Below are 25,335 nucleotides of genomic sequence, written 5' to 3' on the forward strand. Positions count from 1 at the left end.
TATTTTAAGCGCTTGTTGATTGCATCTCAGGCATGTACATTAGGGTGGCGTATTATGCAAGCATCGGATAAGCAGTCTCAAGAGTTTGCTTTGTTTCTTGTGCGTCTGTCAGGTCGGCAAATGAAGCACAACAAACCGATAACTGCGCCTGCGCTAATGGCTGGGTTGTTCCAGTGGCTTAACTTTACCGAGCTTGTTAATCATTATCCCCCTGATAAGCTAAAGTACTTTGCTGATGCTGCTAGTAAATTTATGTAGATACCTATGTTCTCAAAGGGGGGATTTAGGGGGATTTTGTGATATTTATTAAAATTAAAAATCCATCCCCAGCCCTTCCTTTGGAAAAGGAAGGGAGTCAAACCCTTCATGAGCCACCGCCTGCATTCTAAGTTGAGATTGGTGTTATATAACCATCCAAATCCAACACATATTGGAGCCAATCCCGCCATCCGCTCATATCTTGGCTTGCACAGGGGCAGGCGCTACCGGCTAGCGCCATTCCTGCGCCACGAGACTGCCCCTAGCCAAGCGCCTGCAACCCTGTGCTTCACCAAGGATACCCGCTACTGTCGGGGCTAAACCGCATCCCAAGGCCACATTCAAGACATCAATAAAGCACATTTCTTCCGATAAAACGTTGGGTATCGTACCTCGACAGCAAGCACAAATCGTGCAAACCTAAAACACCGCAACAAAAAAAACGCCTAACGGATTGCTAGGCGTTTTTTGTTTTATACCTAACCCCACTCTCAACTAATTACAATCCCATGTAGGCTGGTGCTTTTAGCCCAGCAAAACCTAATTTTTAGCTAAATATGCTGGGCTAAAGCCACAGCCTACGCAAAGAGTTGAGATTGGGGTATACCTAATAAAGGTGTAATAAATTATCATCTTAGCGGTTAGGTAACACATCCTTAATGGTATTACGCAAGTTGCGTAGCGAGGCCATAGTGCCTTCCCAGTCAAGACAACCATCAGTGATAGATTTGCCATATTCTAGCTGGCTTGGGTCGTCAGTGAGCTTTTGGTTGCCACCTTTTAGATGGCTTTCAATCATTAACCCCATGATCGACTTGTTACCGTTGCGGATTTGCTCAGCGACGTTTTGGATGACCATAGGTTGTAAGTAGGGGTCTTTGCCTGAGTTGGCGTGGCTTGAGTCAATCATGATTTTGACTTTGGCGTTGCCTTTTTCCAGTTCATTTTCGGCTTTTTCAACAGAGGATTGGTCATAGTTGGGTTTGCCGTTACCGCCACGCAAGACGACGTGGGCGTATGGGTTGCCTTTAGACTTGATGATACACACTTGGCCATCGCTGGATAGACCTAAGAAGTTGTGGCCTGATTTAACCGCGTTCATGGCGTTGACAGCAACAGTCATACCACCGTCTGTGCCGTTTTTGAAGCCGACTGGACAAGATAAGCCTGAGCTCATTTCACGGTGAGTCTGGCTTTCTGTGGTGCGTGCACCGATGGCTGACCAACTGATAAGGTCTTGAATGTACTGGGGCGTGTTAGGATCTAGTGCTTCTGTGGCACAAGGTAGGCCCTTTTCGTTCAAGTCGAGTAATAGCTTGCGGGCGATGCGTAGGCCTTTTTCGATATCAAAGCTGTCATTCATATCCGGGTCGTTAATCAACCCTTTCCAGCCGACTGTGGTGCGTGGTTTTTCAAAATAGACACGCATGACGATGTAGATGCTGTCTTTTAGCTCTTCGGCCAGTTCGACCAGTCTGTCCGCATATTCGTTGGCGGCTTTGACGTCATGGATAGAGCAGGGACCTACCACGACCAAGAGACGTTTATCTGTACCGTCCAAGATGTTTTGGATGGTAGTACGACCTGTCAGCACAGTTTGATATGCCTTTTCTGATAAAGGGTACTCGGCTTTTAAGCTGGCAGGGGTGATTAGCGGGATAAACTTTTCAATATTCACGTCATCAATATCTGCTGTGTGGGTAGTCATATTTGTGGTCATAGTTATCAGTGCCTAGTTTAAAAATTTTGGTAAAAGTTTGAAGATTAATTATCGGTATATCCTTATGTTTATTTAGGATTTTTTTGGGCTATGCTTTTAATTTAAGTAATTTTTTAAGGACATACAAGCCTTGAAAGTTAAAATTATCGATTGAATTAACTAATCTATCAGTTATTAAGTCAATTATTAACAGGTGGGCTTAGGTTAGTTACATCAAGTTATTAAAACCAAATAGTGCTTAACTTTATTATGGGGGGTTCGTGTCAGATTGACAAGGGTTAGGCGCATCTTATTGCCTGATATAAGGAATGGATGGGCTAAATTTTTGTTATACTGGTTTTAATTTTCTATTTTTATCTAATAGTAGAGTTTGGTTATGTTAGCAAGTGTGGCAAGTCAGTCAATGATCTTAAATAAAGTTGCAAACAAAGCAGTCAGTAATGACTTGGCAGCAGCGACTCAGTCAAAAAAGCCGTTGATTATCGGCATTGTGGCAGGGGAAGCATCAGGCGATAGCTTAGGTGCTGACTTTATGGCGCAAATGAATGAGTTGTCTGATGATGTGATTTGGATAGGAGTTGGCGGGCCAAAAATGCAGGCTCAAGGCTTGCAGTCTTTGTTTTCGTTAGAGCGCTTAGCAGTGATGGGACTAGTCGAAGTGTTATCACAACTACCAGATTTGCTCAAGGCACGCAAAGAGCTGGTAATGGCCTTTACTCAAGCTCGGATTGATTGGTTCATTGGGATTGACGCTCCTGACTTTAATTTAAGAGTGGCGCAAAAGCTAAAGCCAAAAGGCATCTTTTGTGTGCAATATGTCAGCCCGTCAATTTGGGCTTGGCGTGAGTCACGTATTAAGTCGATTAAGCAGGCAACGCATTTGGTTTTGTGTTTATTCCCATTTGAGCTTGAAGTCTATCAGCGTCATAATCACCCAGCAGTGTGTGTTGGTCACCCACTTTTACATAATTTGCCCAAAGAGTTGGTTGAGATATCTACCCAAGAGCAACGACGTGAGTTGATCTGGCATAACTCTGAATTGAACCAGTTTTTTGTCAAGCGCAAAGAAGATATTAGTCTAATGATTTGCCTGATGCCAGGCTCACGGCGCTCTGAGATCAATGCCATTTTGCCATTAATGTTAGATGCCATTACCCGTTTGCTGCATGTCGATGAGCATTTGTGCTTTGTGATTCCGACTGTCGACAAAAACCATCAATATATCGTCCAAGATTTGATAGACAGACAAAATGAGTCGCTGCGCCAAGCGGTGGCAGTGGCTTATGATGAATCGCAAACGCAAACCCATTTTAGCCAGTCAATTATGGCCATGAGCGATATGGTGGTGCTGGCTTCAGGAACGGCCACGCTGGAGGCGATGCTGTTAAGCCGCCCTATGGTGGTGGTGTATCAGATGAATAAGATGACCTATGCCATTGCCAAGCGTTTGGTAAAAGTGCCTTTTGTGTCCTTACCCAATATTTTGGCACAGCAGCAGATAGTACCAGAGTTGATTCAAGATGAGGCGACAGGGGAAAATATTTGTCGAGAGGTGACACGCTTGATGAACCCAAGAGCTTATGAAACACAGTTACAAAATCTTGAGGATACCAGTACTTGGTTAAAGCAGCAAAGTAGCCAAAGTCCAGTGTCAGCAGTGATTGATACTTGGTATGATTATATAAATCGTAGGTAGAGGCGGCATAAGGCAACTTTTATAAGCAACAGCTTCTAAAAAATAGACCCTATACAAACCCTATGTAAAAATAATAAGCTAAAAAAGTAAAAATAATAAGCTAAAAAATGACCCAAATTACACAACAAATAAACAGTTTAGATCTCAATTTAGAGCCTAATTCAAATAAGCCAAACTCACTACAACAAGCCAGCTTGCCATTACCACTTGCTACTCCTATTTTGCTATCTGGTCAGATAGACGATGAAGCATTGATGGCACAAATTAAAAACTGGCGAGGCAATACAGACAGTGTCAGAACAAAAGCAACAAACTGGCTAACCATTGGTGTTGATGAGGTTGGGCGAGGACCTTTATATGGTAGCGTGGTGGTCGCAGCTGTTATCTTGCCAGAAGCTTGGTCTGATGAAACTGATAAATTATGCCTGCAAGACACTGTATTGGCTAAGGTTGCTGACTCCAAAAAGCTGACCGAGGCTAAGCGTGAGCGTCTGTTTGAGCCAATCAAACAAAAGGCGCTGGCTTATGTGATAGTGGATGTGCCAGCAGCGGTGATTGATGAGATGAATATTTTGCAAGCTACCCTGCAAGCGATGCGACTGGCCTGTGAGCAGTTGATGTTGGCGGTGGTCAAGCTAGTAGCAGCTCAGGATGCTTATGATAAACGGGCGCAAGCACAGGTAAATAAAGTGGCAACTAAAGCACCAATAATGGGCTTTAAATTGTTAATTGATGGCAATAAGCTACCAGAGTTTGACCGTCAAGGGTTGGCTGCGAATGGCATTAACAATGAGGACAAAGACCAAGACCAAGGAAAAGACAAAGACAGTCATGCGCCTGTTTCGATGCAAACATGGGCATTAGAGGCTGAGGCTTGGGTCAAAGGGGATGGCCGTCATACTGCCATTGCCGCTGCCAGTATCTTGGCTAAAGTCACCCGTGACCGACAACTGATTGCCGATGGCGCACGCTATCCAGGTTATGGCTTAGAAAAGCACAAAGGTTATCCGACTAAGGCGCATTTGCAAGCCATTAATGAGCTGGGGGTGCTGCCAGAACATAGGCGTAGCTATAAGCCAATCCAAGAGGCGTTAAAGCAAGAGTCCTTAAAGTAACCCAACCCAACCCTTAGGTAAAGTAATACCTTTTCTGAAAAATAACCTATCTTTGTCAAATTCGCTAAACCTATTACTTGTAGCGTTTGCACTCGTTTTCCTCGATATCTTAATTTTCATATAGTTGTAACCAGATAAATGAGTTACAAGGCAACCGAGTGCAAGTACTACTGAAGTAGGCTAAACGAGGTTAACGCTGTAACTCTTTTATATGGCTGTGACTATATTTGGTATAACAGCAGTCTAAAACCTAAACAAGCCAATCTACATTTAATGTTGATTGGCTTGTTTTTTTAAGCTGTATTAATAGCAGTTAATTGAGGTCATGGCGATCCAGTGGATGCTGACGTAAGTGTTGATGCAAAATCTTACGTAAAGTTAAGACCGCTTCAGGTGACTCTTGAATACTGTGACCACCAGAGATGATGGTCTCACTGGCAGCGCCTTCTAAATGCGAGCTACTATAAGGAACAATGCCATCTGAGATATGGGGGGATATAGATTGTGTAATACCCTCAGCTAGATTTTTATATTTAGCTTCTGCTTCATCAGTAGCCTCAGGATCTTCTGCAGTGCTCGCTTGGTTATCAGTATTATGAGTCTGGTTATTTGTTAGACCAACACCTGCCACTGATGGCTGATCTGACAATGATGTCTCGGGTGGAGAGGCAATACTGAGACGCATCAAACCTTGATACAAGTCAGAATCTCTATTGGCGATTATTGAGTGATAAGTTACGTCATCAGCAATTTTCAAGTCTGCAGTAAGCTGCATAAATGATGACTTGTCGCTAAGCTGACTGGCACCATTTTCAAAAATCAATGCCCCTAGTGGGTTGGCGACCAATTCCCCTTCAGTGACGATACTGGTTAAGTTGCCTTTAATGGTCTGGGCAAAGCCAAGTGGCAGCTGTACAATACGGCGCAATAGCTGGGTAAACCAGCGGTCTGCGAAGTCTGTGCCTCTAAATGGTGCTGAGATAAAGACAGCTGTATCAACGCTGGCAAGTTTGTGAAGATGCAGACGATTATTAATACGCAATTGACTAAACTGATCATGTAGCAATTGACTAACTTTTCGGTCTTTTTTGCTTTCTGCCATCTGATTAAACTTAGCTTCTAAGTTGTCATTAGAGACCAGCATCCGCCCAATGACTGCCCCCATACTGTGACCGATCAACACAGTATTTTGACTGGCGATATGCTGTGCATTAGGGTCATTTATTTTATATGCAGTTTCAATTAGTTCTTGGATCCGGTATCTATTTTCTAACATAGGGATATTGGTGGGATAAAATATCTGCCACACTTGATAGTTGTCACGTAGCTTAGGATCATTTGAGATATCGTTGGTAATGCTCACCCAAGTTGCTGGACTTGATGCTAGCCCGTGTAGCATGATAATAATACGTTTATTCGGGTCATACGGCTCAAGCATAAATAGCTGGGGTTGAGTAAGGCTTTGCTGTTTCGCCAATAAGTTAAAATAGCCCACATTGCTTAAACGGTTTTCAGCCAACCACATTCCATAGCTTGCCGAGAAGTTGGCAGCAAGATAATAGGGTTTACCTAAAATATCAATGACTTTGGTATGGTATGGATTATATAGATGAATATCAAAGTTATGACTGTCTAGCACCTTTTGTAGTGTATTCCCTTCAGGTATGATGACAGACGTCAGTAACAAATTCCCAGTTGAATGAATACGATCTAGGGGGTCTTCAGAGTTAATGCCCTTATTACTAGAACGAATTAATCCAGTAACCGAGGTGTCCATTCTATCTTCAAACAAGGTGACATAACTAACGCCAAAACCCTCACGCTCACTGATGGTATTAAGCCCTGAAAAGCTCAAATCATGGCTAGCATACAACTCATCAATGCTTTTATTGTGAGTGTGGGTGTTTTGTAGATACTCAGGCTCGTTGGGTAAATAAACATCTAACGAAACCGTCTGTGAACCAAGTTTAAACTTAGCTTCATCTTGTTTAGCTTCGTCTTGTTTGGCCTCTGCTGCTATTTGGTTGGCGTCTTCTTCAGCCTCAGTGCTTTCTAGGTGCTCTAATAAGTCATTAAAATAGGGATCTTCCGTGATGGGCGGGAAGGTAAAGTTAATGACTTTTAGCTGTTGTCCGTATTTGCTGTTGTCTTTTTCTATGGCACTGGTCGACATGGCGCTCTTCGAGTCATCGATGAGCTTAGGGCTAATATATGAGGTCATTTTTGCCACTTGTTGACTGTGGTCTTTATTGGCATACAGTTGTTTGATCAGCGCATCTGTGGCTGCCTCATAGACATCTTGGGTTTGGATGTCCAAATTGGTAATTAAATTACTGGGCTCTTCCTCTTTTTGATGGGCGCCACCTTTTGCGCTGTCATCGGCAGTTAGCTGATTGTAAAACAAATAGGCATAGCTGTATTTGATCGCACTTAACAGGTTGTCTCGATAATCAGTATTACACTGGCGCAAATATTGCATTCGCTCTAGATTTTCTTCGGGAGTGATGGGCGCATTGGCATAATAAGGGTCTAATGGCGGGCGCAAAATCTTTTGTACACAGTCTTCAGAGGCTTTGATTTGTCTGGCTCTGGCCATATAAAGCTCAGCAAAGAGTGCCATAGATTCACGGCTGTCTTTATTTAAGATACCAGCATGTACTTTGGAGATACAGGTATCAAAATTATCATAGCACTGAATGGCTGGCACCCCCATAGATACCAAGACAGAGGCGCTTTTATTACTCAAGCTGTTTTTGGTGACGATATTATCACGCTGCTTGACGATGGTTTTGTTGGCGCTTTTTTCAGTAACAGAGACGGTGTTACAGGCCGTCATTAGGAGGCTTAGCGCTAAGGTAGAACTAAGGCGGTGTTTGAAGCGGCTCGCTGTTTTTTGGGTAGATTTTGACATAAGGTTAAGGCTTTTGGTATTTATGAATCAATAACGACTCATGTAAATCAGAAATTAGAAACTAAAAATTAAAAACTACAAGTTATAAATTACAAATTAAAAAATAATACAGATGGCAAATAATATAACAGATTAACAACAATATAATTAAAATAAAATCAAAAAAGAGTGGCTAAAAAATAGAAATATAAAATCAATAGCTAGATTTAACGGCGGCATAAGGGGTAGATTAAAAACAAGTAAAGCCACTATGATAGTGGCTTTACTTCCTTGTATCTTTGCTGCTAACACGCTTTTAGCAACATGCTTTTAACAATACATCAGGTTTAAATTACATCAGGTTTAAATTACATCAGGTTTAAATTCAATGTTTTGTTAATGCTTCGTTGCTTAGTTGGCTGGCAAATCCCAGATATAGTATTTACCAGATTCAATAATTGCAATTTGTTTGGCAATAGTAGCATCGCCAGGATGTTTTTGCTGTAAGCGCTTTAAACGCTCTAATGCGGCAGGGCGGTTGTCGCTTAACAAGTCTGCTTGGGCAATACTTTGCTCTGCTTCTTTATAGCTTTGTTCGGCTGCTTTTAGCAAATACTTTCTACCTTCTTTAAAGCCGCCGCCTTCAGATAGCATCATGCCATAGATAAAGTTGGCTTCAGCACTGTTTGGCTGTCTGTCGATGGCTTTGGCGATAAAGGTACTGCCACGTACCGCATAATCTGAGCCTAAGTCTAGGTTGCGACCCATGCCGTTGAGCTTAGCTGCACGCAATAATACTTCATAAGAGGCGTCTGGGTTTTCTGCAAATGGACGCAGCCACTCTTCTAGCTCTTTTAGTTTTTCTTTGGCGTAGTAGCGCTCAGATGGTGATTTAAAGTTTGGTGGATAGTGGCGTGCATTGGGGCTAATAGAGTCAATAAAATCATCAAGTAAGCTAACGTCAAGTTGATCTAATGGGTTGTTTTGCATCTTTGGAATGATAACAGTTGCAATATAGCTATTGTTGGCAACACTGACCATTGGGGTTGGAATGCCAGTTAAGCGGTTGGTGCTGATATCTGTGGCTTGATATAAGGGATCATTGGCTAGTTCATTTGGCTTGTATCTATCTTTATGGTCACCAGTTGAGACAGCGATAGCAGCTTGTGTTTGTTGCTCTGATGGGACGGCAACTGTACTAGTTGCTGTGCCAGTTGCACCTGGGATAGACAAGGTTTCACACCCTGTGGCAGCAAGTGCTAATAAAGTGGCACTTGAAAGAAGTTTAATAGAGACTTGCTTATTCATAATAAGTTCCTTGTTATAACCTCATAGCACAACACAAATAGTCAAATAGGATTGACTTATATTATAGAAATGGCTACGAGTGTTATGAGTGGTTTAAAACTGTGATTTGTTATTGTGTTATTGGATAAAAAATTTCAGCCCATAAGATAACAATTTTATAATCAGGATAAAAGAGGCAGGTTGTAAATGGTCATCGTCTTGACAGGCTATGATTAGCCACTATGAGCATTTTACTGATATCTTTTAGCACATCAATCTTCAGAGTAGCAATTAGGTTGGAGACATATAGGATAAAGATATGCCTAAAGACAAGCTCTGATTATGACTAAACTAAAAATGATAAGCCACAGCTTTCATCTGATTGGCCATCCAGCGCATACTTAGCCTAACTGGAGTGGATAGCGCTTTGCCACCATAGTCTAAGGCGGCTTGGCGATGCTCAAGTTCTTCGATATTCATTTGTGCCAAAATTTCTTTGCTACGGTTGTCTTGTTCAGGCAGTTGGGCGATATGATCCTCTAAATGCTCACTGACCTGTGCTTCTGTCTCAGCGACAAAACCTAAGCTAAACTCATCTGAGATCAAGCCAGCAATAGCACCTAACCCAAATGACAGGCCATACCATACAGGAGTGAATACGCTTGGATGACTGCCTAGCTCATCAAGACGAGTTTCGCACCAGACCAGATGATCTATTTCTTCATCGGCTGAATGCTGCATGGCATGTTTAACATGTGGATTTTTGGCAGTTAACGCTTGACCATGATACAAACCCTGCGCACATACTTCACCTGTGTGGTTAATTCGCATCAAGCCAGCAACATGGCGTGACTCATTGATAGACAATTGAGGCAAGCTCTCTGAGCTGACTGGCAATGGGCGTGTGCTAGGGTTAGAGTGTGGTATGATGGCACGTAAGCTGCTATCAAATCCGACAATTGCTTTATCAATTAAGGTTAGTTTTGTTGCCATAATACACGCCCTTTAAGTTACTGATTGGCTGATTTTTATGTAGGAGGTCTTAATTATATCAACAGTTAAAATTAAGGTGTCAACCCTGTTATTTTAGCTCAACAGTTGCGCCTTTTTCTATGTTAGCGTATAGCTCAAGTACGTCCCAGTTGGTTAAGCGTACACAGCCAGCAGAGGCTTGACGACTAATGCCTTCTGGTACAGGTGAGCCATGAATACCATAGGAGGGTTTAGATAAACCCATCCATACCACGCCGACAGGGTTGTTTGGTCCTGGTGGCAGCATAAAGACTTGTTTTTTATCTGTACCTTTATTGACGGTTGAGCGATACCAAGGCATTTTAACTTTATTAACAATTTTAAAGGTGCCTGTGGGTGATGGGGTGGCGGTGCTGCCCACTGTGGTTGGATAGGTGGCAACCAGTTTGTCACCGGCATAGGCATATAAGGTTTTGTCTGCTTTGTTGGCCACCACTCGGTTTACTTTGGCTTTTAGTGGCTCACCAACATTGATGACCGTAATGGTTTCACCTTCAACGAAGCGTTTGCCTTTATTGAGCTTATTTAGATAGCGGATGTCCATATGAAAGCGTTCACCAAACATCTCTTGGATACTTTGGTAATATAAGCCTTTTACTTTTGATTTGGCTTCAGATCCAGATGGTGTTGGTGCAAAAGTGGTTTTGACATCGTCTTTGGTAATGGTGTATTCAACCAATACAGGCTGTTTGGGGTCGATATTTTTGGTCAGCTCTGTCCAAGTAGCACTGTCCATTTTGCCAGTGGCTGGTAAGCCACGCATGGTTTGGAAGTTGGCCAGTGCTTTGATGCTATTCATACCCCAGCCACCGTCAATCGGACCTGGTGAGGCGTGATTCCAATCTAGCAGGGCTTGCATTTTGACAGTCATAGCAGTATTTTTGCGCATATTTGGGGACCAAACAGCGCTGTTAACTGCTCTAGCATAGCTTGATAGATTGGTGGTGGTATATATTTTACCATTTTTATTTTCTATGCTTTTGATAGAGCCTTCATCTATATCTAAAGCTGTACCTGCAACGGCTTGACCCGCATCTTCTTCTGTATTGTTTTGAGTTGCTATCTCTTGATCAACTTGTTTATCAACTGCGGTACTGTCAGCCGTTATTTTGTCAGTATCAAGGTTGTCAGTGCTTGCTTGTTGAGGGTTGGTTTGTTGTTGTCTGGCTTGAGTATCGGCAGTAGCTTCGGTTTCATCAATGAGCTGTTGTAGCCTATCAACAGCTCCTGTGTCATTGTTGAGAGACGCAGGATCTTCATTGCTTGTCGTGCTGCTTTGTTGTGCCAGTGCAGGACTGCTAAAAGCAAGTAAGCCACTGGCTACGCCTGTTACTAGAAGTCTGGTAAGATAGTTTGGGGTAGAGTTTTTTAAAATCATAGTCATATCAGGTTCACTATTATAAAGTCCTGCTATTATGCGATGAATTTGGCTAACAGGCAAATATTTGCCACAAAATCAAAAATAAGTGTAACATTTGTGCCATTTATCGCAGCTAAAAGTGCAAATAAGTATAAGATAATATAAGTTAAGTATAAGACAATATAAGTAAGGGTAAGTTCGTAAGATATAAAGTGGTTGCTGTATATAAAAGTGGTTAAAATGTACTTTAAAACCAATTATCTAATAAAACAACTAACGAATAAATCAAATAACAGGCTAATACTATGTCAATAAATACTAATACTATGTCAACAAATACTATGTCAATAAATACTAATACTATGTCAACAAATGATACAGAATCAAGGTCAACAAACAATATAGATGATCAATCAACTTTATCAACCAATATAGATCCACAAGCGCTATTGGCACAAATCCAAGGCAGTAGTGCGACAGTAGATGATGTCATCAGCTTACAGCAAGATGGTCAGTTTGATGCTTTGATTGCCGATTGTGATGAAGCGCTTAGCTCATTATTGACCATACGTGATTTTATTCGCTTTAGTGTTACACAGCTACGTAACTATGATGTGGTGGTGGCACAAGGCACTAATGATGTATTTGCTGAAGCAGCCGCCATAGTATTGCATAGCTTATCGCTAGATTGGTCGGCTGAAGAGCAGATTTTGGATTGTCGATTAACCCCATCTGAAAAAGGCGAGGTGCTGTCTTTATTACAGTCACGCATTATTTATCGTAAGCCATTAAGCTATTTGGTGAATTTGGCTTATTTTTGTGATCTGCCTTTTTATGTCGATGAGCGGGTGCTTATTCCAAGATCTCCGATTGCAGAGCTGATTCGCCAGCAGTTTTATCCTTATTTTGAAACCAATGAAGCAGCACAGCCATTAGCGCCAGAGTCAACTACCGATATTCCGCTATTTTATTTGCATGGTTTAGAAGATAAGCAGTTATATCAGCCTGAGCGGATATTGGATTTATGCACAGGTTCTGGTTGTATTGCTATTGCGCTTGCTAGTCGCTTTAAAGATGCCTTGGTCGATGCCGCAGATATTGATAGAGAAGCGTTGGAGGTAGCTGCGGTAAATGTCGAGCACCATGGTATGGAGCACCAGCTAAATCTCATAGAGTCTGATTTGTTTAGTAAAATTCCAGCAGAAAATCAATATGAACTGATCGTCACTAACCCGCCTTATGTTGATGCTGCAGCTATGGCAGAATTACCACCTGAGTTTATCCATGAGCCAGAGCATGCGCTGGCAGCAGGACAGGATGGGTTGGATTTGGTACACAGAATATTGTATGAAGCTCCTGATTATTTAACTACTGAAGGTTTGTTGGTTTGTGAGGTTGGGGATAGCGAATGGGCATTGCGTCAAGCCTATCCTGAGATTCAATTTGACTGGCTAAGTTTTGTGCATGGTGGTCATGGGGTATTTGCAATAGATCGTGGGGCTTTGATGAATTATCGCGAATTGTTTGCTGAGCAAGTTGCTCAGTTACGCTAATTGTAAGGGTGAATGAGATCTGTTAAACATTGATGATGCAAATTTACATACTGTATGTATGACAACTTGCATGTATTACGATGTGTATGTATTACAATATGTATGTATTGCAACGTTCAATAGACCCTAGTCAAAAAAAATTAATCACATAAAAATAGAGCATAAGATATGGCAGGAAATAGTATCGGGCAGGCATTTACCCTTACCACTTGTGGTGAGTCACATGGCCCAGGATTGTTAGCAATTGTGGATGGCGTACCACCTGGACTTGAGCTGACAGCGGCTGATTTGCAATTGGACTTGGACAGACGTAAGCCTGGGACTTCAAAGTTTGCCACCCAACGCCGTGAGCCGGATGAGGTGGAGATAATCTCTGGTGTCTTTGAAGGTAAAACTACAGGCACTTCAATAGGTCTTTTAATTCGAAATACCAATCAAAAATCAAAAGATTATAGCGATATTAAAGACACCTTTCGTCCAGGTCATGCTGATTATACTTATAGTATGAAGTATGGGTTTCGTGACTATCGTGGTGGTGGTCGTTCTTCAGCACGCGAAACAGCCATGCGGGTGGCAGCGGGTGCTATTGCTAAAAAGTATTTACAACAGCAGCTAGGTATCAGCATTCATGGTCATGTGGTGCAAATTGGTAATGAGTTTGCCAAGGCGCAAGACAGCAGTCAGATTGATTGGCAGTTTGTGAACAGTAACCCATTTTTTTGTGCCGATGCCGATGCCATTCCACGCTTTGAGGACTTAATTACCAGACTTCGCAAAGAGGGCAGTAGCTGTGGTGCTAAGCTTGAAGTAATTGCCTCTGGTGTACCAGTGGGTTTGGGTGAGCCTGTCTTTGATCGGTTAGATGCCGATATTGCCCACGCTATGATGAGTATTAATGCGGTTAAAGGTGTAGAAATCGGTGATGGTATGCAAGTTGCTGGACAGTTCGGTCATGTTGCCAGAGATGAGCTTACCCCTCAAGGGTTTAGCGCCAATCACTCAGGCGGTATTTTAGGCGGTATTTCTTCTGGTCAAGATATTCAAGTAAGCATTGCACTAAAGCCAACCTCAAGTATTACCACTGCTGGCAATAGTATTGATAATCAAGGTAATCCAGTACAGATGCTGACCAAGGGGCGTCATGATCCTTGCGTTGGAGTACGTGCTACACCGATTGCTGAGGCGATGTTGGCGATTGTACTGATGGATCATTATTTGCGTCATCGTGGTCAAAATGCAGATGTCATCCAACCACTTGCGCCGATTGCCCCCGTTAAAAGCTGAGATTGTAGCAAGCCGTCTAACAAGATAACAATTAAAAATAGGATAGCCGTTAGTATAGAATAGTCATTTTTAAATAGAATAACCATTCAAACAGGATAAGAAGGGATGAAGCAGCAGGCAACCGATTTAATAAATCATAGCAGTAGCTCCATGGCAGTCACTGATGAACAAGTGATCAATTGGATAAAATCTCGGCGCAGTATTGGCAACTTAACCATTCCAGCACCCAAGCCAGCGCAATTACAAGCAGCCATTGAGTGTGCCATGAGCGCACCAGATCACAAGAAGCTAACTCCTTGGCGCTTTAGTGTGGTGCAAGGACAAGCGCGTCACGCTATGGGCCGAGCCCTGTTAGAAGCTGCTCAAGCCAAAGCTGAGCGTGATGGGGAGGTGCTTGATGAGCGCACACAAGACAAGACTCTAAAGATGCCACTACGCGCACCGATGATTATTACCGTTACCACACGTATGCGCTATCATGAAAAAGTGCCACCATTTGAGCAGTTGTTAAGTGCAGGGGCGGCCGTTCAGAATTTGATTTTGGCGTTACAAGCTCAAGGTTATAGTAGTGTTTGGCGTACAGGGCCTTTGGCCAATGAGCCAGCAGTAAAGCGCTATTTTAATGTGAGCGCAGAAGATTATATTTGTGCTTTTGTTTATGTCGGCAGCAGCCACTGTGCGATGCCGACACGTAACGAGATAGATATTAGTGATTATGTGAGCTATTTAAGTGAGTAGCAAGAATTAAGACAGATACACTCACAACAGGTTGATTGTTTATTACCTCAATTTAGGTTAACTTAAAGACAACCTTCGTAACAATTAATTATGCCAAACAGTTGCAACAAAGAATCACAACAATCAATGAATTTATAAAAAAGATGAGAAACAGTCAATGAAAGACAAACAGTTTAAAAACAACAAGGATAAGGTTCAGGATAATGCTGCGCTTGATACCGATAATCAGACTTCTGAAGAAAAGCCAATATTCAATGCAGGTATCTTAGCTAGTTTGTTTGAAAAAGTAAGTAAAGGCAAACGTGCACCAGCTTTTGATCCTGTTGCAGTAGATGATGTGGTCAGTCATATGCATGAACCACAAGTGCCTCAAACCATGTATAACTTGCGTTTGGCATTTTTAGGCGGTGGTAGTTTTGGTACAGCCATGTCAAACCTAGCGGCTCGTAACGGATGTGATTCTACTTTATGGGTACGTAACAAACGCACTGTTAAATCACTACAAAGAACACGAGTAAATAAAAAATACCTACCTGATTATACCTTAGATGAACGATTAAAATATGAGTATGATTTAAAGGCGGCAGTATTAAATAAAGATATTATTTTTGTGGCTGTCCCCAGTTCTGCGTTTCGTGAAACCCTGCAAAAGATTCGCCCTTATTTAACAGGACAAGCAGTCGTTTCTTTGACCAAAGGAATGGAAAAAGATACTTTTAGCTTGATGAGTGATATTATCAGAGAAGAGCTACCAGAGGTCAATTATGGTGTGATGTCAGGCCCTAACTTGGCAGTAGAAATCATGCAAAATATGCCATCAGCCTCAGTGATTGCCAGTGATTCCGAGCATTTACGTCATGCGGTACAATCTGCTCTACATAGTGCCTTCTTTAGAATATTTGCCTCAGATGATGTCAAAGGTGTTGAGCTTGGCGGTGCCTTAAAAAACATCTATGCTATTGCGATGGGGATGGCCGCCTCTTATAACGTGGGTGAAAACACTAAGGCGATGTTGCTAACCCGTGCGCTGGCTGAGATGAGTCGTTTTGGTGCCGCATCTGGTGCCAATCCGTTAACTTTTTTAGGCTTATCTGGTGTGGGTGACTTGTATGCCACTTGTAACTCGGAGCTCAGCCGTAACTACCGCATTGGTAATATGCTGGGTAAAGGCATTAGCTTAGAGGCGGCCATCAAAAAGTTAGGCCAGACCGCAGAAGGGGTAAACACCATTCAGCAAGTACACGAGAAGGCAACCCAGCAAGGTATTTATATGCCCATCACTCATGCGTTATATGCGGTTATTTTTGAGGATCAGGCAGCCTTGGGTGTGGCGCTAAATCTAATGGAGTCTGGTTTTAGGAGTGATGTGGAGTTCGTTATGCCGCATGAATATAGCAATGAAGCACTCAATGAACAGATTGCTGCGGCAACCCGTAAATAAGTAGCGTATAACGACTTTATATAACTAATACCTTTTCTGAAAAATAGCCTATGCTTGTCAAACTCGCTAACCTACTATTTGTAGTGTTTGCGCTCGTATTCCTCGATATCTTAATTTTCAGATTTGGTATAACAACTCCATATGACCCCTAATCAATTTTAAACATAGAGGTAGGGCAATGCAGCTTATCTTAATGCGTCATGGGCAGGCAGGTTATTATAATGCCGATAACACCCCAGTTAATAGTGATGCCGAAAGGCAACTGACGGCAGTGGGCAGACAACAAGCGCAACAAACAGCGGAAGCCATTTTTAAGCATTATCAGCCAGATTTGTATGTGGTTAGCCCTTATATTAGAGCCAAACAGACCCTAGAAGCATTTACTTTAAACCAGCCACAAGTGCCTCATGCTTCTAGCGTTGAGTTGGCACTAAGTGCTAATTTCACCCCTGTGATTGAGCTAGAAAGCATTACCCCTGATGCCAATCCGCTAAAAGCCTTGCACGCCTTGCTAAACTTAACCTTAGAGGCGAATGAGATATACAAAGCGCAGGATCTTAGTCCATTGCAGTGTGTGCTGGTAGTCTGCCATATGCCTATCGTGGCCAAAATGGCTGGATTGTTAACCGCTCAGTCGGCAGAAGCCTATGGACTGGCAGAGGCTAGAGTATTTGAAACTGAGCTGATAGCTGCGGATATGGGCATCGAGATAGATCGTGTTGAGCCTATCGCGCGTTGAGTCAACTGGCTGAGTGACTAATTGATAATAATGATGGATACCTATGACCGCTAACAATGACAACAACAGCTATAAACAGCAAGACTCTCAATTGCAGCCTGAGCGCAATCCGCTTGAGCCACCAGATGCTTTTAAAGCAGTAGGTTCTATTAACTCAGCAACCACACACACCACTCGCTTCAAAGATGCGGACTTGACCACTTCCGATCCATTCATGCTGATAAAAGAGCAAGAAGTAGAACGGCAGCGACTACATCAGTTGTCTATACTAAACCAGCAATCTGTATCCGCATCTAACAAGCAACTGACGCTCAAGCAACAAGCCTCTTTAGTGCGTTATAACCATCTGAGCTATTTGCTATACGCTCTTAGTCTATTCTCAGCTGGCTTACTATGGATTGTGCCAATTGTTATGAATTATGCCCGCCGTGGTGAGGCAGAGCAAAGCTGGCTAGCGACGCACTTTGATTGGCAGATAAAAACTTTTTGGTATAGCCTGATTTTAGTCTATGGTGGCTTATTTGTTGCGCTGTTAGGCTTAGGTGGTTTAGGTATCGGCATTTTTGCTGACAGCAGTGGCGTGGCGATTGGCTCAGTGCTGATGAGTGTGGTCGGTGGTGCAATGTTTTTATTTTCTTTTGTTTGGTATATTTATCGCATTGTTAAAGGTTGGATTGCGTTAACAGATCATAGACCTGTCGCTTAATCTGTGTGAAGTACAGCTTTATTGCGACTTTTTAGGTTATTTTTTGTTATGACAAACCAATGAATTGCATCAGTTATGCTGTTATAATCGTCTGTGTTTTAGTATCGTCTTTGCGTGAGTAGCGCAAATAGCATGATTAACTTGATCTGAGCTGCTCCTTATAAATCACTTATCCATAACAGGTTACCCAACGTTATGTCTTATGCCTTATTACGTCCTTTTTTATTCAATTTAGATCCAGAGCACGCCCATGACCTAACATTAAAATTACTTGACAAAGCCCATAAAGCGCATGCGCTTGGCTTTATTTATTCTCAGCAGTCATTGCCGACTCAGTGTATGGGTATTCAATTTTCCAACCCAGTCGGGTTGGCGGCAGGTCTGGATAAAAACGGGGATTATATTGATGCCTTAGCCGAGCTGGGTTTTGGCTACCTTGAAATAGGCACAGTCACTCCAAAGCCACAAGCAGGTAATGACAAACCGAGATTGTTTAGAATAAAAGAGGCTGGTGCGATTATCAACCGTATGGGGTTTAATAACTTAGGCGTTGAGCATCTGGTTAACAATGTAAAAAAGTGCAAATATCAAGGGGTTATCGGTATTAATATTGGAAAAAATGCTGTGACACCCGTTGAAAATGCAGCTAATGACTATATATATTGTCTTGAGCGTGTTTATCCATATGCCTCGTATATCACCATAAATATCTCATCACCAAATACCAAAAATCTACGTGATTTACAAAGTGGTGATGCATTAACCGAGCTGTTAGATGCGATCAAAACTCGTCATAACCAGTTGGCAACCGAATATGGCTTTTATGTGCCTATGGTGCTAAAAGTTGCGCCAGACTTAACAACCGAGCAAGTAGATTATATTGCCCAGCAACTGATTGATTTTGATATTGACGGCTTGATTGCAACCAATACCACTTTAAGTCGTACGGGTGTTGAAGACTTACGTTATGGTGATGAAGCTGGTGGATTATCTGGTCGTCCTGTGGGGCATCTAAGTAACCAAATTATCGAACAATTTGCCGAACGATTGGAAGGTAAGTTACCAATTATAGGCGTTGGTGGTATTGATAGTAGTGATAAGGCAGTACGCAAAATTAAAGCAGGCGCACAAATGATACAACTGTATAGCGGTATGATTTATAAGGGGCCAAAATTGGTACAACAATGTATCGAAGCCATTGCCAGTCATCGTGACAGTCAGCAGAGATAGATTATGGGTGCGATAGATATCATTATTGCCCTAATTGTTTTATTTGGATTGTGGCGAGGCTTTGCTGCCGGCTTTATTCGTAGCTCTATCTCCTTAGTGGGTTGGTTTATCGCCTTATTGGCGGCCACCCGTTTGGCAGATGATGTGGCACCGCATTTGGCAGGGGTTGTACAATCACCTGTGTTGCAAATGGGCGCTGGGTTTTTAGTAGTGGTGCTGGTAGTGTTACTGGTCATCCAGCTATTTACCTTAATAGTATCTGGCATAGTTAACAGCCTAAAACTTGGCTTTGTCGACAAGTTTTTGGGTGGTATTTTGGGTGCTGCCAAAAATATTTTAGTGGTGTTGGTATTGCTGAGTGTCTCAGCGCCAGCACTGATGACAACCTCCATGTGGCAATCATCAATTATGGCACCAGAGCTAATGCCATATGCTCCTTTTGCCCAAGAATTTGCAGCTGACGTATTAAGCGGTGCATGGGAACAAATTGACATGCCCGAACAAGACGTTGATGCAATAGATGACCAAGCTAATACTTATTAAACGCAGTGCTTTATGTTAGGCATAGCGCCACATCACATAAAGAAAGCGTGTCCGTATAGCCGGTCTCAGTTACAAGCTGATAACCTCAGTAATAAGTTTGATTTAGCCACCACTAAATTAATCTTCTAACCAATAAAGACTTTTTTAAAAGGATAGAGTATGTGTGGAGTTGTAGGTATCGCAGCGCACGAACCAGTCAATCAGATGTTATACGATGCTTTGACAGTACTACAACACAGGGGTCAAGATGCCGCTGGTATTGTGACCATGAAAGATGGGCGTTTTTTCCTACGTAAAGACAACGGCATGGTGCGTGATGTATTTATGACGCGCCATATGGTGCGATTGGTTGGTGATTTTGGCGTTGGCCACGTTAGATACCCCACCGCTGGCACCTCAAGTAGCGCAGAGGCACAGCCCTTTTACGTCAATTCTCCTTATGGCATAACGCTGGCGCATAATGGCAACCTAACCAATGCCGAAACGCTTGCCAAAGAGCTATATCAGGATGACTTGCGCCACCTTAATACCAACTCAGACTCAGAGGTACTATTAAATGTATTGGCGCATGAAATTCAAGCACTGGGTAAAACCAAACCAACCCCCCAAGACATTTTCACTGGCATAAGCTCCATGTATAAGCGCATCGAGGGTGCCTATGCAGTCGTGGCCTTGATCACCGGTCAAGGCTTGATTGCCTTTCGAGATCCTAACGGCATTCGCCCACTCATTTATGGTGAACGCCTAGCAGCAGATGGTGGCACAGAATATATGGTCGCCTCAGAGTCAGTTGCCTTAACTGGCTCAGGCTTCAAAGTCGTGCGTGACGTCAAGCCTGGCGAAGCCATCTTTATTGACTTAGAAAACAACCTACATACCCATCAGTGTATCGAACCCAAGGAACACACCCCATGTATGTTCGAGTATGTATATTTTGCCCGTCCAGACTCCATCATCGACAACATCTCCGTCTATAAAGCCCGCCTACGCATGGGCGAAAAACTAGCACAAAAAATTCGCCATGAATGGGGTGAAGATCACGATATAGACGTCGTCATCCCCATACCAGACACCTCACGCACCTCAGCAATGGAGCTAGCGCTCAACTTAAATATCAAATATCGTGAAGGCTTTATGAAAAACCGCTACATTGGCCGCACTTTCATCATGCCAGGTCAACAACAGCGCAAAAAATCAGTACGTCAAAAGCTAAATGCAGTACCCCTAGAATTCAAAAACAAAAACGTTTTATTGGTCGATGACTCAATCGTCCGAGGCACCACCTGCCAAGAAATCATCCAAATGGCACGTGACGCTGGCGCCAACAAAGTATTTTTTGCCAGCGCAGCACCACCAGTCAAATTCCCCAATGTTTACGGCATCGACATGCCAGTACGCCAAGAGCTCATCGCCTCAGGACATAGCGTAGAAGAAGTACGCCAGATTATCGGTGCTGACCGCCTTATTTTCCAAGAACTAGACGACCTAGTTGACGCAGTACAAGACACCAAGCACAGCAAAGTCGAAGGCTTTGACTGTGCCGTATTTGATGGAAAATACATCACAGGTAATATCACCGAAGAATACTTACAATACCTACAACAACAACGCAACGACAAAGCCAAAAACAAACAAGGCAACGTCCAAGTCATCACTGACACTCCAGTCGATATGACTGGCGTACCAGAAGACGAAGCCTCCTAAACCACCCCCAAACACTTATCATCACAAACAACCTGTCTTGAGATCAAGGCAGGTTTTTTTAAACCTAACCAAATATAACAAGAGCCAATCTCGCTTTTCGCTATTATCTTGCGCACCCACTGGCGCAGTGACTACTCGCTAGGCATGTTCCAACATTCGAGCGACCACACCTAGCTAAGTCACTGCAAGCCAGTGGTCACCCAAGGATAACCGCTACAATCGAGGCTAAACCGCACCTTCAATTCACACTCAAAGCCTCAACATAAAAGGTCACAGAGTATCCAAACGAACGCAACCAGCCACCTGTGCGGTGGTTTTATTTTATCAAGTTTAGCTGGGTGTTAGACTCTTTGGAAATCCTATTCAAAGGATTTCCCTTGCGTGAGCGAGGAATAGCAAGTATGTGGGGCATACTTGCCCGATGCGCAAGACGTAGAGCTATGCTCGAAGTTAAATTGCAGTGGCTAATTTCAAGTGGTTTTAACGGCTCTCATAAGCCACCTGTGCGGTGGTGAAGTAACTTCTCAAAGCTAGATTCACTTTCTAAGCATTTCTAAGCCACCTGTGCGGTGGTGAAGCTTAAAAAAATACAAAGTCCCTGCTGACGTGTTTTCTAAGCCACCTGTGCGGTGGTGAAGATTGTTATATCAAAGTCTAATGCACTGATTGAATTTCTAAGCCACCTGTGCGGTGGTGAAGCTGGACAGACTGGGTAATAGCAACAACAGATGTTTCTAAGCCACCTGTGCGGTGGTGAAGTCGTCTTTGTGAAGGTCACTAAATTCAAAGCATTTCTAAGCCACCTGTGCGGTGGTGAAGAATTCCAAGCTATCAAACCAAAATCAACTCATTTTCTAAGCCACCTGTGCGGTGGTGAAGAGGAATATAATATTCATATCAACTAAGGGTAATTTCTAAGCCACCTGTGCGGTGGTGAAGGGTTTAGAGCGACTGCTTTTCGTATGCTGGTCTTTCTAAGCCACCTGTGCGGTGGTGAAGGCTTGCGTTTGATGCGTTCTTGCTCGTCGATATTTCTAAGCCACCTGTGCGGTGGTGAAGATGATAGTGAGAGTGAAGGTGTTTATTCGTTTTTTCTAAGCCACCTGTGCGGTGGTGAAGTCTGTATTTGCAATCGCCACCAATTCGCTTGATTTCTAAGCCACCTGTGCGGTGGTGAAGCCAAGTTTGTGATATTAACAATTATGAATACTTTTCTAAGCCACCTGTGCGGTGGTGAAGGAATAAACGTCGCTTACAGCCCTGAATCAGGTTTTCTAAGCCACCTGTGCGGTGGTGAAGTGGAAGGCTCGCCCATGTTTTAAATCCACGTTTTTCTAAGCCACCTGTGCGGTGGTGAAGTGGACACTACCATTGCTATCAACAACCTCAAATTTCTAAGCCACCTGTGCGGTGGTGAAGAAGGTGAATTCGATAAGGTCTATCACACGATTTTTCTAAGCCACCTGTGCGGTGGTGAAGTACAGTAGTTGTGCTAAGCGCATCGTAAAACTTTTCTAAGCCACCTGTGCGGTGGTGAAGGATGTGAAAGCTATTAAGACTCTAGGGGCATTTTTCTAAGCCACCTGTGCGGTGGTGAAGCTACCGCTTTCCAAGCGTTCCAGCTTGCGAGTTTTCTAAGCCACCTGTGCGGTGGTGAAGGACTTTGCTCAGTATGAGCTATATCCTCAGGATTTCTAAGCCACCTGTGCGGTGGTGAAGCAAGAAACCCTATCTAAAATCATCACGGTAGATTTCTAAGCCACCTGTGCGGTGGTGAAGTGGGAGTAATAGATTATGAGAATTATAGAACATTTCTAAGCCACCTGTGCGGTGGTGAAGTCAAGCAGTGTTTGCCCCATTTGCTTGCTGTGTTTCTAAGCCACCTGTGCGGTGGTGAAGAAGGTTCAAGGAGTAGTATTAATAAACAGTTATTTCTAAGCCACCTGTGCGGTGGTGAAGCAGAATCCCTCGAACAGTTGGTAGCTGTTCGGGTTTCTAAGCCACCTGTGCGGTGGTGAAGATATAATATAATTATAAGCATAAAGTGATTAATTTCTAAGCCACCTGTGCGGTGGTGAAGATATAATATAATTATAAGCATAAAGTGATTAATTTCTAAGCCACCTGTGCGGTGGTGAAGAATCAACTTGGTTTTGAGTTGGTATGCCGTGATTTCTAAGCCACCTGTGCGGTGGTGAAGCTACACACAGAGAGAAGATGCCGGAAGACGTATTTCTAAGCCACCTGTGCGGTGGTGAAGAGGAATTATACCTCAAAAAAGTGAGTTATGACAATGCTTAGAGGGTAAAAACCCTGTTTTTACCCTCTTTCTTTGACTATATCATAACTCTTTGATTCTATTACAAGTTTTTAAATAGGTCAAAAAGAGGGTTTTTTACATCCTCTTTTTGGGTCATTCGTCATTACCTAGTTTTATAACTATAAAAGCTATTTTACCAATGTGGTACAGTGATATTATCACTCATGCCATTCATACCATAAGTATTAAACTCTCCCAGTGTTGGTTTGTCAGCAGGTTGTTGTAATACCTTAAGCATATATGGCGATTTATTGGTTTCGCTCATTAGCCTAATGTAGGGCACTGGCTTTTCGGGCTTTCGTTTAGCGATTGTTGCCATCGCATCATCTAAACTAATTCCTAATTTTTTAGCCAATGACCTTGCTTGTATTTCAACTGGTTTAAAGCGGTAGCGATGAACGCTTAAGTAACCCTCTATTTTATCAGGCACATCTTTTATGGGCTTAATATGCACATAGTCAGTCAAACGCTCAAGCCATTTGTTAAGGTTAAGATTCTCTAAACCCTCCTTATTAGGCGCAAACACACGCAGTTTATTACCCAGTTTAGATGATTTACCGTTTTTACTATCAAAGTAATAGTCAGGGAAGCTTACGCCAATCGTCTCAATTTTATGTGTGTTTTTAATATCTGCCAGTGCGATATGAAGCTGGTTATACAGCTTACTCCAGATAAAGTAGCCACTGATTTCAGGATCAGGGAGAATAGTGAGTTCTTGATAATATTTCATTAATCGCCACCTTTACTAAACACACCACCTCTGATTAAGTTAGCGACGATATAAGCTTTATCCTCATCAGCTAATTCAGCATCATTTACCCATGCAACCATTAAAGTATATAAGTCATTTTTGCTTTTACGATAAGCTTGTCCACGTTGGGTCACTGCACCAAAAGGTTCTGCGGCAATAGGAAATTCAGCATCTGCAAACCAATCATCAACCGTACGTAAAGCATTGCCAACTTTGACATTATGCATAGCGGCTTGGTCATTAATCTTAAATAATACTTTGCGTTTTTCACCCATGTTCATTTCTTGAGATGGAAATACACGCTGTCCGCTACCAAGTTCAACAAACGCATCGACGGCAATAAAAACAAACGTATCGCTAGCAAGACCTTCTTTGATAGCGTCTGCTAATTTAGTTATTTTTTCATCAGCATCGTTGAAATTATTTAAACTATAATCGTAAGCATTAAATCTTAAAGATTCGCTTTGCCCATCACTATCTTGTCTATCAATCGTAACTTTAATAGTAATGTTCTTAGCACCGACACGGTTACGCCATAAAAAGCGACCATTTGCTATATTATAAGCATAGCGTTTGGCAAGCTCATCTAGCATATCTGTTTGTTTAAATTCATCAACTTTTTGCTTAATTGCGGTCTCAAACTCGGGGCTATTACAAGCAAAAGGTAATCCTAGATTACCGATAAGGCGTAGGGTGAAGCTAACCTTTAAAGTATCATGCTCTAAAGGTAGGTTTGCATCATCGTTACTTGATGCAACAGGGTTGGGGCGAGTCTTTTTATCATCACTAATGCCTTGAGCACTTTGCGTAGAACGGTTTAAACGAGGAATGATTTTGATAGGTTGCCAATCGTTAGCATCTTTGTCATCCCAGTTTCCTGAAAACATAAGCGCATCAGAATTTTCAAGCTTGCGCTCAAATGATAGTAAGTTTGGTAGGTCGATATTCATAATTAAATCTCCAGTAAG

19 protein-coding genes, 1 pseudogene and 1 CRISPR repeat array are annotated in these 25,335 nt (G+C 42.6%); of the genes and pseudogenes, 13 read left to right on the forward strand and 7 right to left on the reverse strand.

Annotated features, from left to right (window positions below; genetic code table 11):
- Nucleotides 1-258, forward strand: a pseudogene (locus tag H140_RS13685) (transposase); the annotation flags it as partial.
- A gap of 108 nt (nt 259-366) precedes the next feature.
- Nucleotides 367-579, forward strand: coding sequence for a hypothetical protein (locus H140_RS15755; RefSeq protein WP_156819045.1), 213 nt, complete (start codon nt 367-369; stop codon nt 577-579).
- A gap of 313 nt (nt 580-892) precedes the next feature.
- Here H140_RS15755 and H140_RS0101640 read toward each other — a convergent pair whose 3' ends face one another.
- Nucleotides 893-1,978 (reverse strand): 3-deoxy-7-phosphoheptulonate synthase, encoded by a 1,086-nt coding sequence (locus H140_RS0101640; protein ID WP_019671913.1) that lies wholly within the window; start codon nt 1,976-1,978, stop codon nt 893-895.
- Nucleotides 1,979-2,354: 376 nt separating this feature from the next.
- On the opposite strand from H140_RS0101640, the gene lpxB reads away from it, so the two are divergent.
- Together lpxB and H140_RS0101650 are read left to right on the forward strand one after the other, a co-directional pair.
- The gene (gene lpxB / locus H140_RS0101645; RefSeq protein WP_019671914.1) at nt 2,355-3,674 is read left to right on the forward strand and encodes a lipid-A-disaccharide synthase; all 1,320 of its coding nucleotides are present in this window, start codon (nt 2,355-2,357) and stop codon (nt 3,672-3,674) included.
- Between the two features lie 107 nt (nt 3,675-3,781).
- Nucleotides 3,782-4,789 carry a ribonuclease HII gene (locus H140_RS0101650; RefSeq protein WP_019671915.1) on the forward strand — a complete coding sequence of 336 codons (1,008 nt, stop codon included), beginning with the start codon at nt 3,782-3,784 and terminating at the stop codon, nt 4,787-4,789.
- A 313-nt stretch (nt 4,790-5,102) separates the two neighbouring features.
- Here the strand turns inward: H140_RS0101650 and H140_RS0101655 are convergent, their stop codons facing one another.
- The 4 genes from H140_RS0101655 to H140_RS13690 all read right to left on the reverse strand — a co-directional run bounded on the left by H140_RS0101655 (nt 5,103) and on the right by H140_RS13690 (nt 11,376).
- Complete coding sequence (locus tag H140_RS0101655) at nt 5,103-7,700, reverse strand: esterase/lipase family protein (RefSeq protein ID WP_026348741.1); 2,598 nt, start codon at nt 7,698-7,700, stop codon at nt 5,103-5,105.
- A 390-nt stretch (nt 7,701-8,090) separates the two neighbouring features.
- Nucleotides 8,091-8,987 (reverse strand): tetratricopeptide repeat protein, encoded by an 897-nt coding sequence (locus tag H140_RS0101660; RefSeq protein ID WP_019671917.1) that lies wholly within the window; start codon nt 8,985-8,987, stop codon nt 8,091-8,093.
- A 330-nt stretch (nt 8,988-9,317) separates the two neighbouring features.
- Nucleotides 9,318-9,959 carry a 2-polyprenyl-3-methyl-6-methoxy-1,4-benzoquinone monooxygenase gene (gene coq7 / locus H140_RS0101665; RefSeq protein WP_019671918.1) on the reverse strand — a complete coding sequence of 214 codons (642 nt, stop codon included), beginning with the start codon at nt 9,957-9,959 and terminating at the stop codon, nt 9,318-9,320.
- 88 nt (nt 9,960-10,047) lie between these two features.
- Nucleotides 10,048-11,376 (reverse strand): L,D-transpeptidase family protein, encoded by a 1,329-nt coding sequence (locus H140_RS13690; protein ID WP_019671919.1) that lies wholly within the window; start codon nt 11,374-11,376, stop codon nt 10,048-10,050.
- A 344-nt stretch (nt 11,377-11,720) separates the two neighbouring features.
- Between H140_RS13690 and prmB the strand changes: the two genes are divergently transcribed.
- The 9 genes from prmB (at nt 11,721) to purF (ending at nt 21,296) form a co-directional block, all read left to right on the forward strand.
- The gene (gene prmB / locus H140_RS0101675) at nt 11,721-12,911 is read left to right on the forward strand and encodes a 50S ribosomal protein L3 N(5)-glutamine methyltransferase (RefSeq protein WP_033426766.1); all 1,191 of its coding nucleotides are present in this window, start codon (nt 11,721-11,723) and stop codon (nt 12,909-12,911) included.
- Nucleotides 12,912-13,079: 168 nt separating this feature from the next.
- Complete coding sequence (gene aroC / locus H140_RS0101680; RefSeq protein WP_019671921.1) at nt 13,080-14,195, forward strand: chorismate synthase; 1,116 nt, start codon at nt 13,080-13,082, stop codon at nt 14,193-14,195.
- A 150-nt stretch (nt 14,196-14,345) separates the two neighbouring features.
- Complete coding sequence (locus tag H140_RS0101685) at nt 14,346-14,933, forward strand: nitroreductase family protein (protein WP_026348743.1); 588 nt, start codon at nt 14,346-14,348, stop codon at nt 14,931-14,933.
- A gap of 157 nt (nt 14,934-15,090) precedes the next feature.
- A complete protein-coding gene (locus H140_RS0101690; RefSeq protein ID WP_019671923.1) occupies nt 15,091-16,374 on the forward strand; it encodes an NAD(P)H-dependent glycerol-3-phosphate dehydrogenase in 1,284 nt (427 codons plus the stop codon).
- A gap of 178 nt (nt 16,375-16,552) precedes the next feature.
- Entirely contained in the window at nt 16,553-17,113 is a 561-nt protein-coding gene (locus tag H140_RS0101695; protein WP_019671924.1) for a SixA phosphatase family protein, read from the forward strand.
- 43 nt (nt 17,114-17,156) lie between these two features.
- Nucleotides 17,157-17,819 (forward strand): DUF4870 family protein, encoded by a 663-nt coding sequence (locus tag H140_RS0101700; protein ID WP_019671925.1) that lies wholly within the window; start codon nt 17,157-17,159, stop codon nt 17,817-17,819.
- Nucleotides 17,820-18,014: 195 nt separating this feature from the next.
- The gene (locus H140_RS0101705; RefSeq protein WP_019671926.1) at nt 18,015-19,049 is read left to right on the forward strand and encodes a quinone-dependent dihydroorotate dehydrogenase; all 1,035 of its coding nucleotides are present in this window, start codon (nt 18,015-18,017) and stop codon (nt 19,047-19,049) included.
- A gap of 3 nt (nt 19,050-19,052) precedes the next feature.
- Complete coding sequence (locus H140_RS0101710; RefSeq protein WP_019671927.1) at nt 19,053-19,592, forward strand: CvpA family protein; 540 nt, start codon at nt 19,053-19,055, stop codon at nt 19,590-19,592.
- Nucleotides 19,593-19,751: 159 nt separating this feature from the next.
- A complete protein-coding gene (purF, locus tag H140_RS0101715) occupies nt 19,752-21,296 on the forward strand; it encodes an amidophosphoribosyltransferase (protein ID WP_019671928.1) in 1,545 nt (514 codons plus the stop codon).
- 489 nt (nt 21,297-21,785) lie between these two features.
- Nucleotides 21,786-23,556: a CRISPR direct-repeat array (repeat unit 28 nt; unit sequence TTTCTAAGCCACCTGTGCGGTGGTGAAG).
- 193 nt (nt 23,557-23,749) lie between these two features.
- Here the strand turns inward: purF and cas6f are convergent.
- Together cas6f and csy3 are read right to left on the reverse strand one after the other, a co-directional pair.
- Nucleotides 23,750-24,346: a type I-F CRISPR-associated endoribonuclease Cas6/Csy4 gene (gene cas6f, locus H140_RS0101720; RefSeq protein ID WP_019671929.1), complete on the reverse strand. Its 597-nt coding sequence runs from the start codon at nt 24,344-24,346 to the stop codon at nt 23,750-23,752.
- Nucleotides 24,346-25,317 carry a type I-F CRISPR-associated protein Csy3 gene (gene csy3, locus H140_RS0101725; RefSeq protein WP_019671930.1) on the reverse strand — a complete coding sequence of 324 codons (972 nt, stop codon included), beginning with the start codon at nt 25,315-25,317 and terminating at the stop codon, nt 24,346-24,348. Before csy3 ends, cas6f begins: the two co-directional genes overlap by 1 nt.
- Nucleotides 25,318-25,335: the final 18 nt, after the last annotated feature.

The sequence above is a fragment of the Psychrobacter lutiphocae DSM 21542 genome, assembly GCF_000382145.1.
In the GTDB taxonomy this organism is placed as follows: Bacteria; Pseudomonadota; Gammaproteobacteria; order Pseudomonadales; family Moraxellaceae; genus Psychrobacter; species Psychrobacter lutiphocae.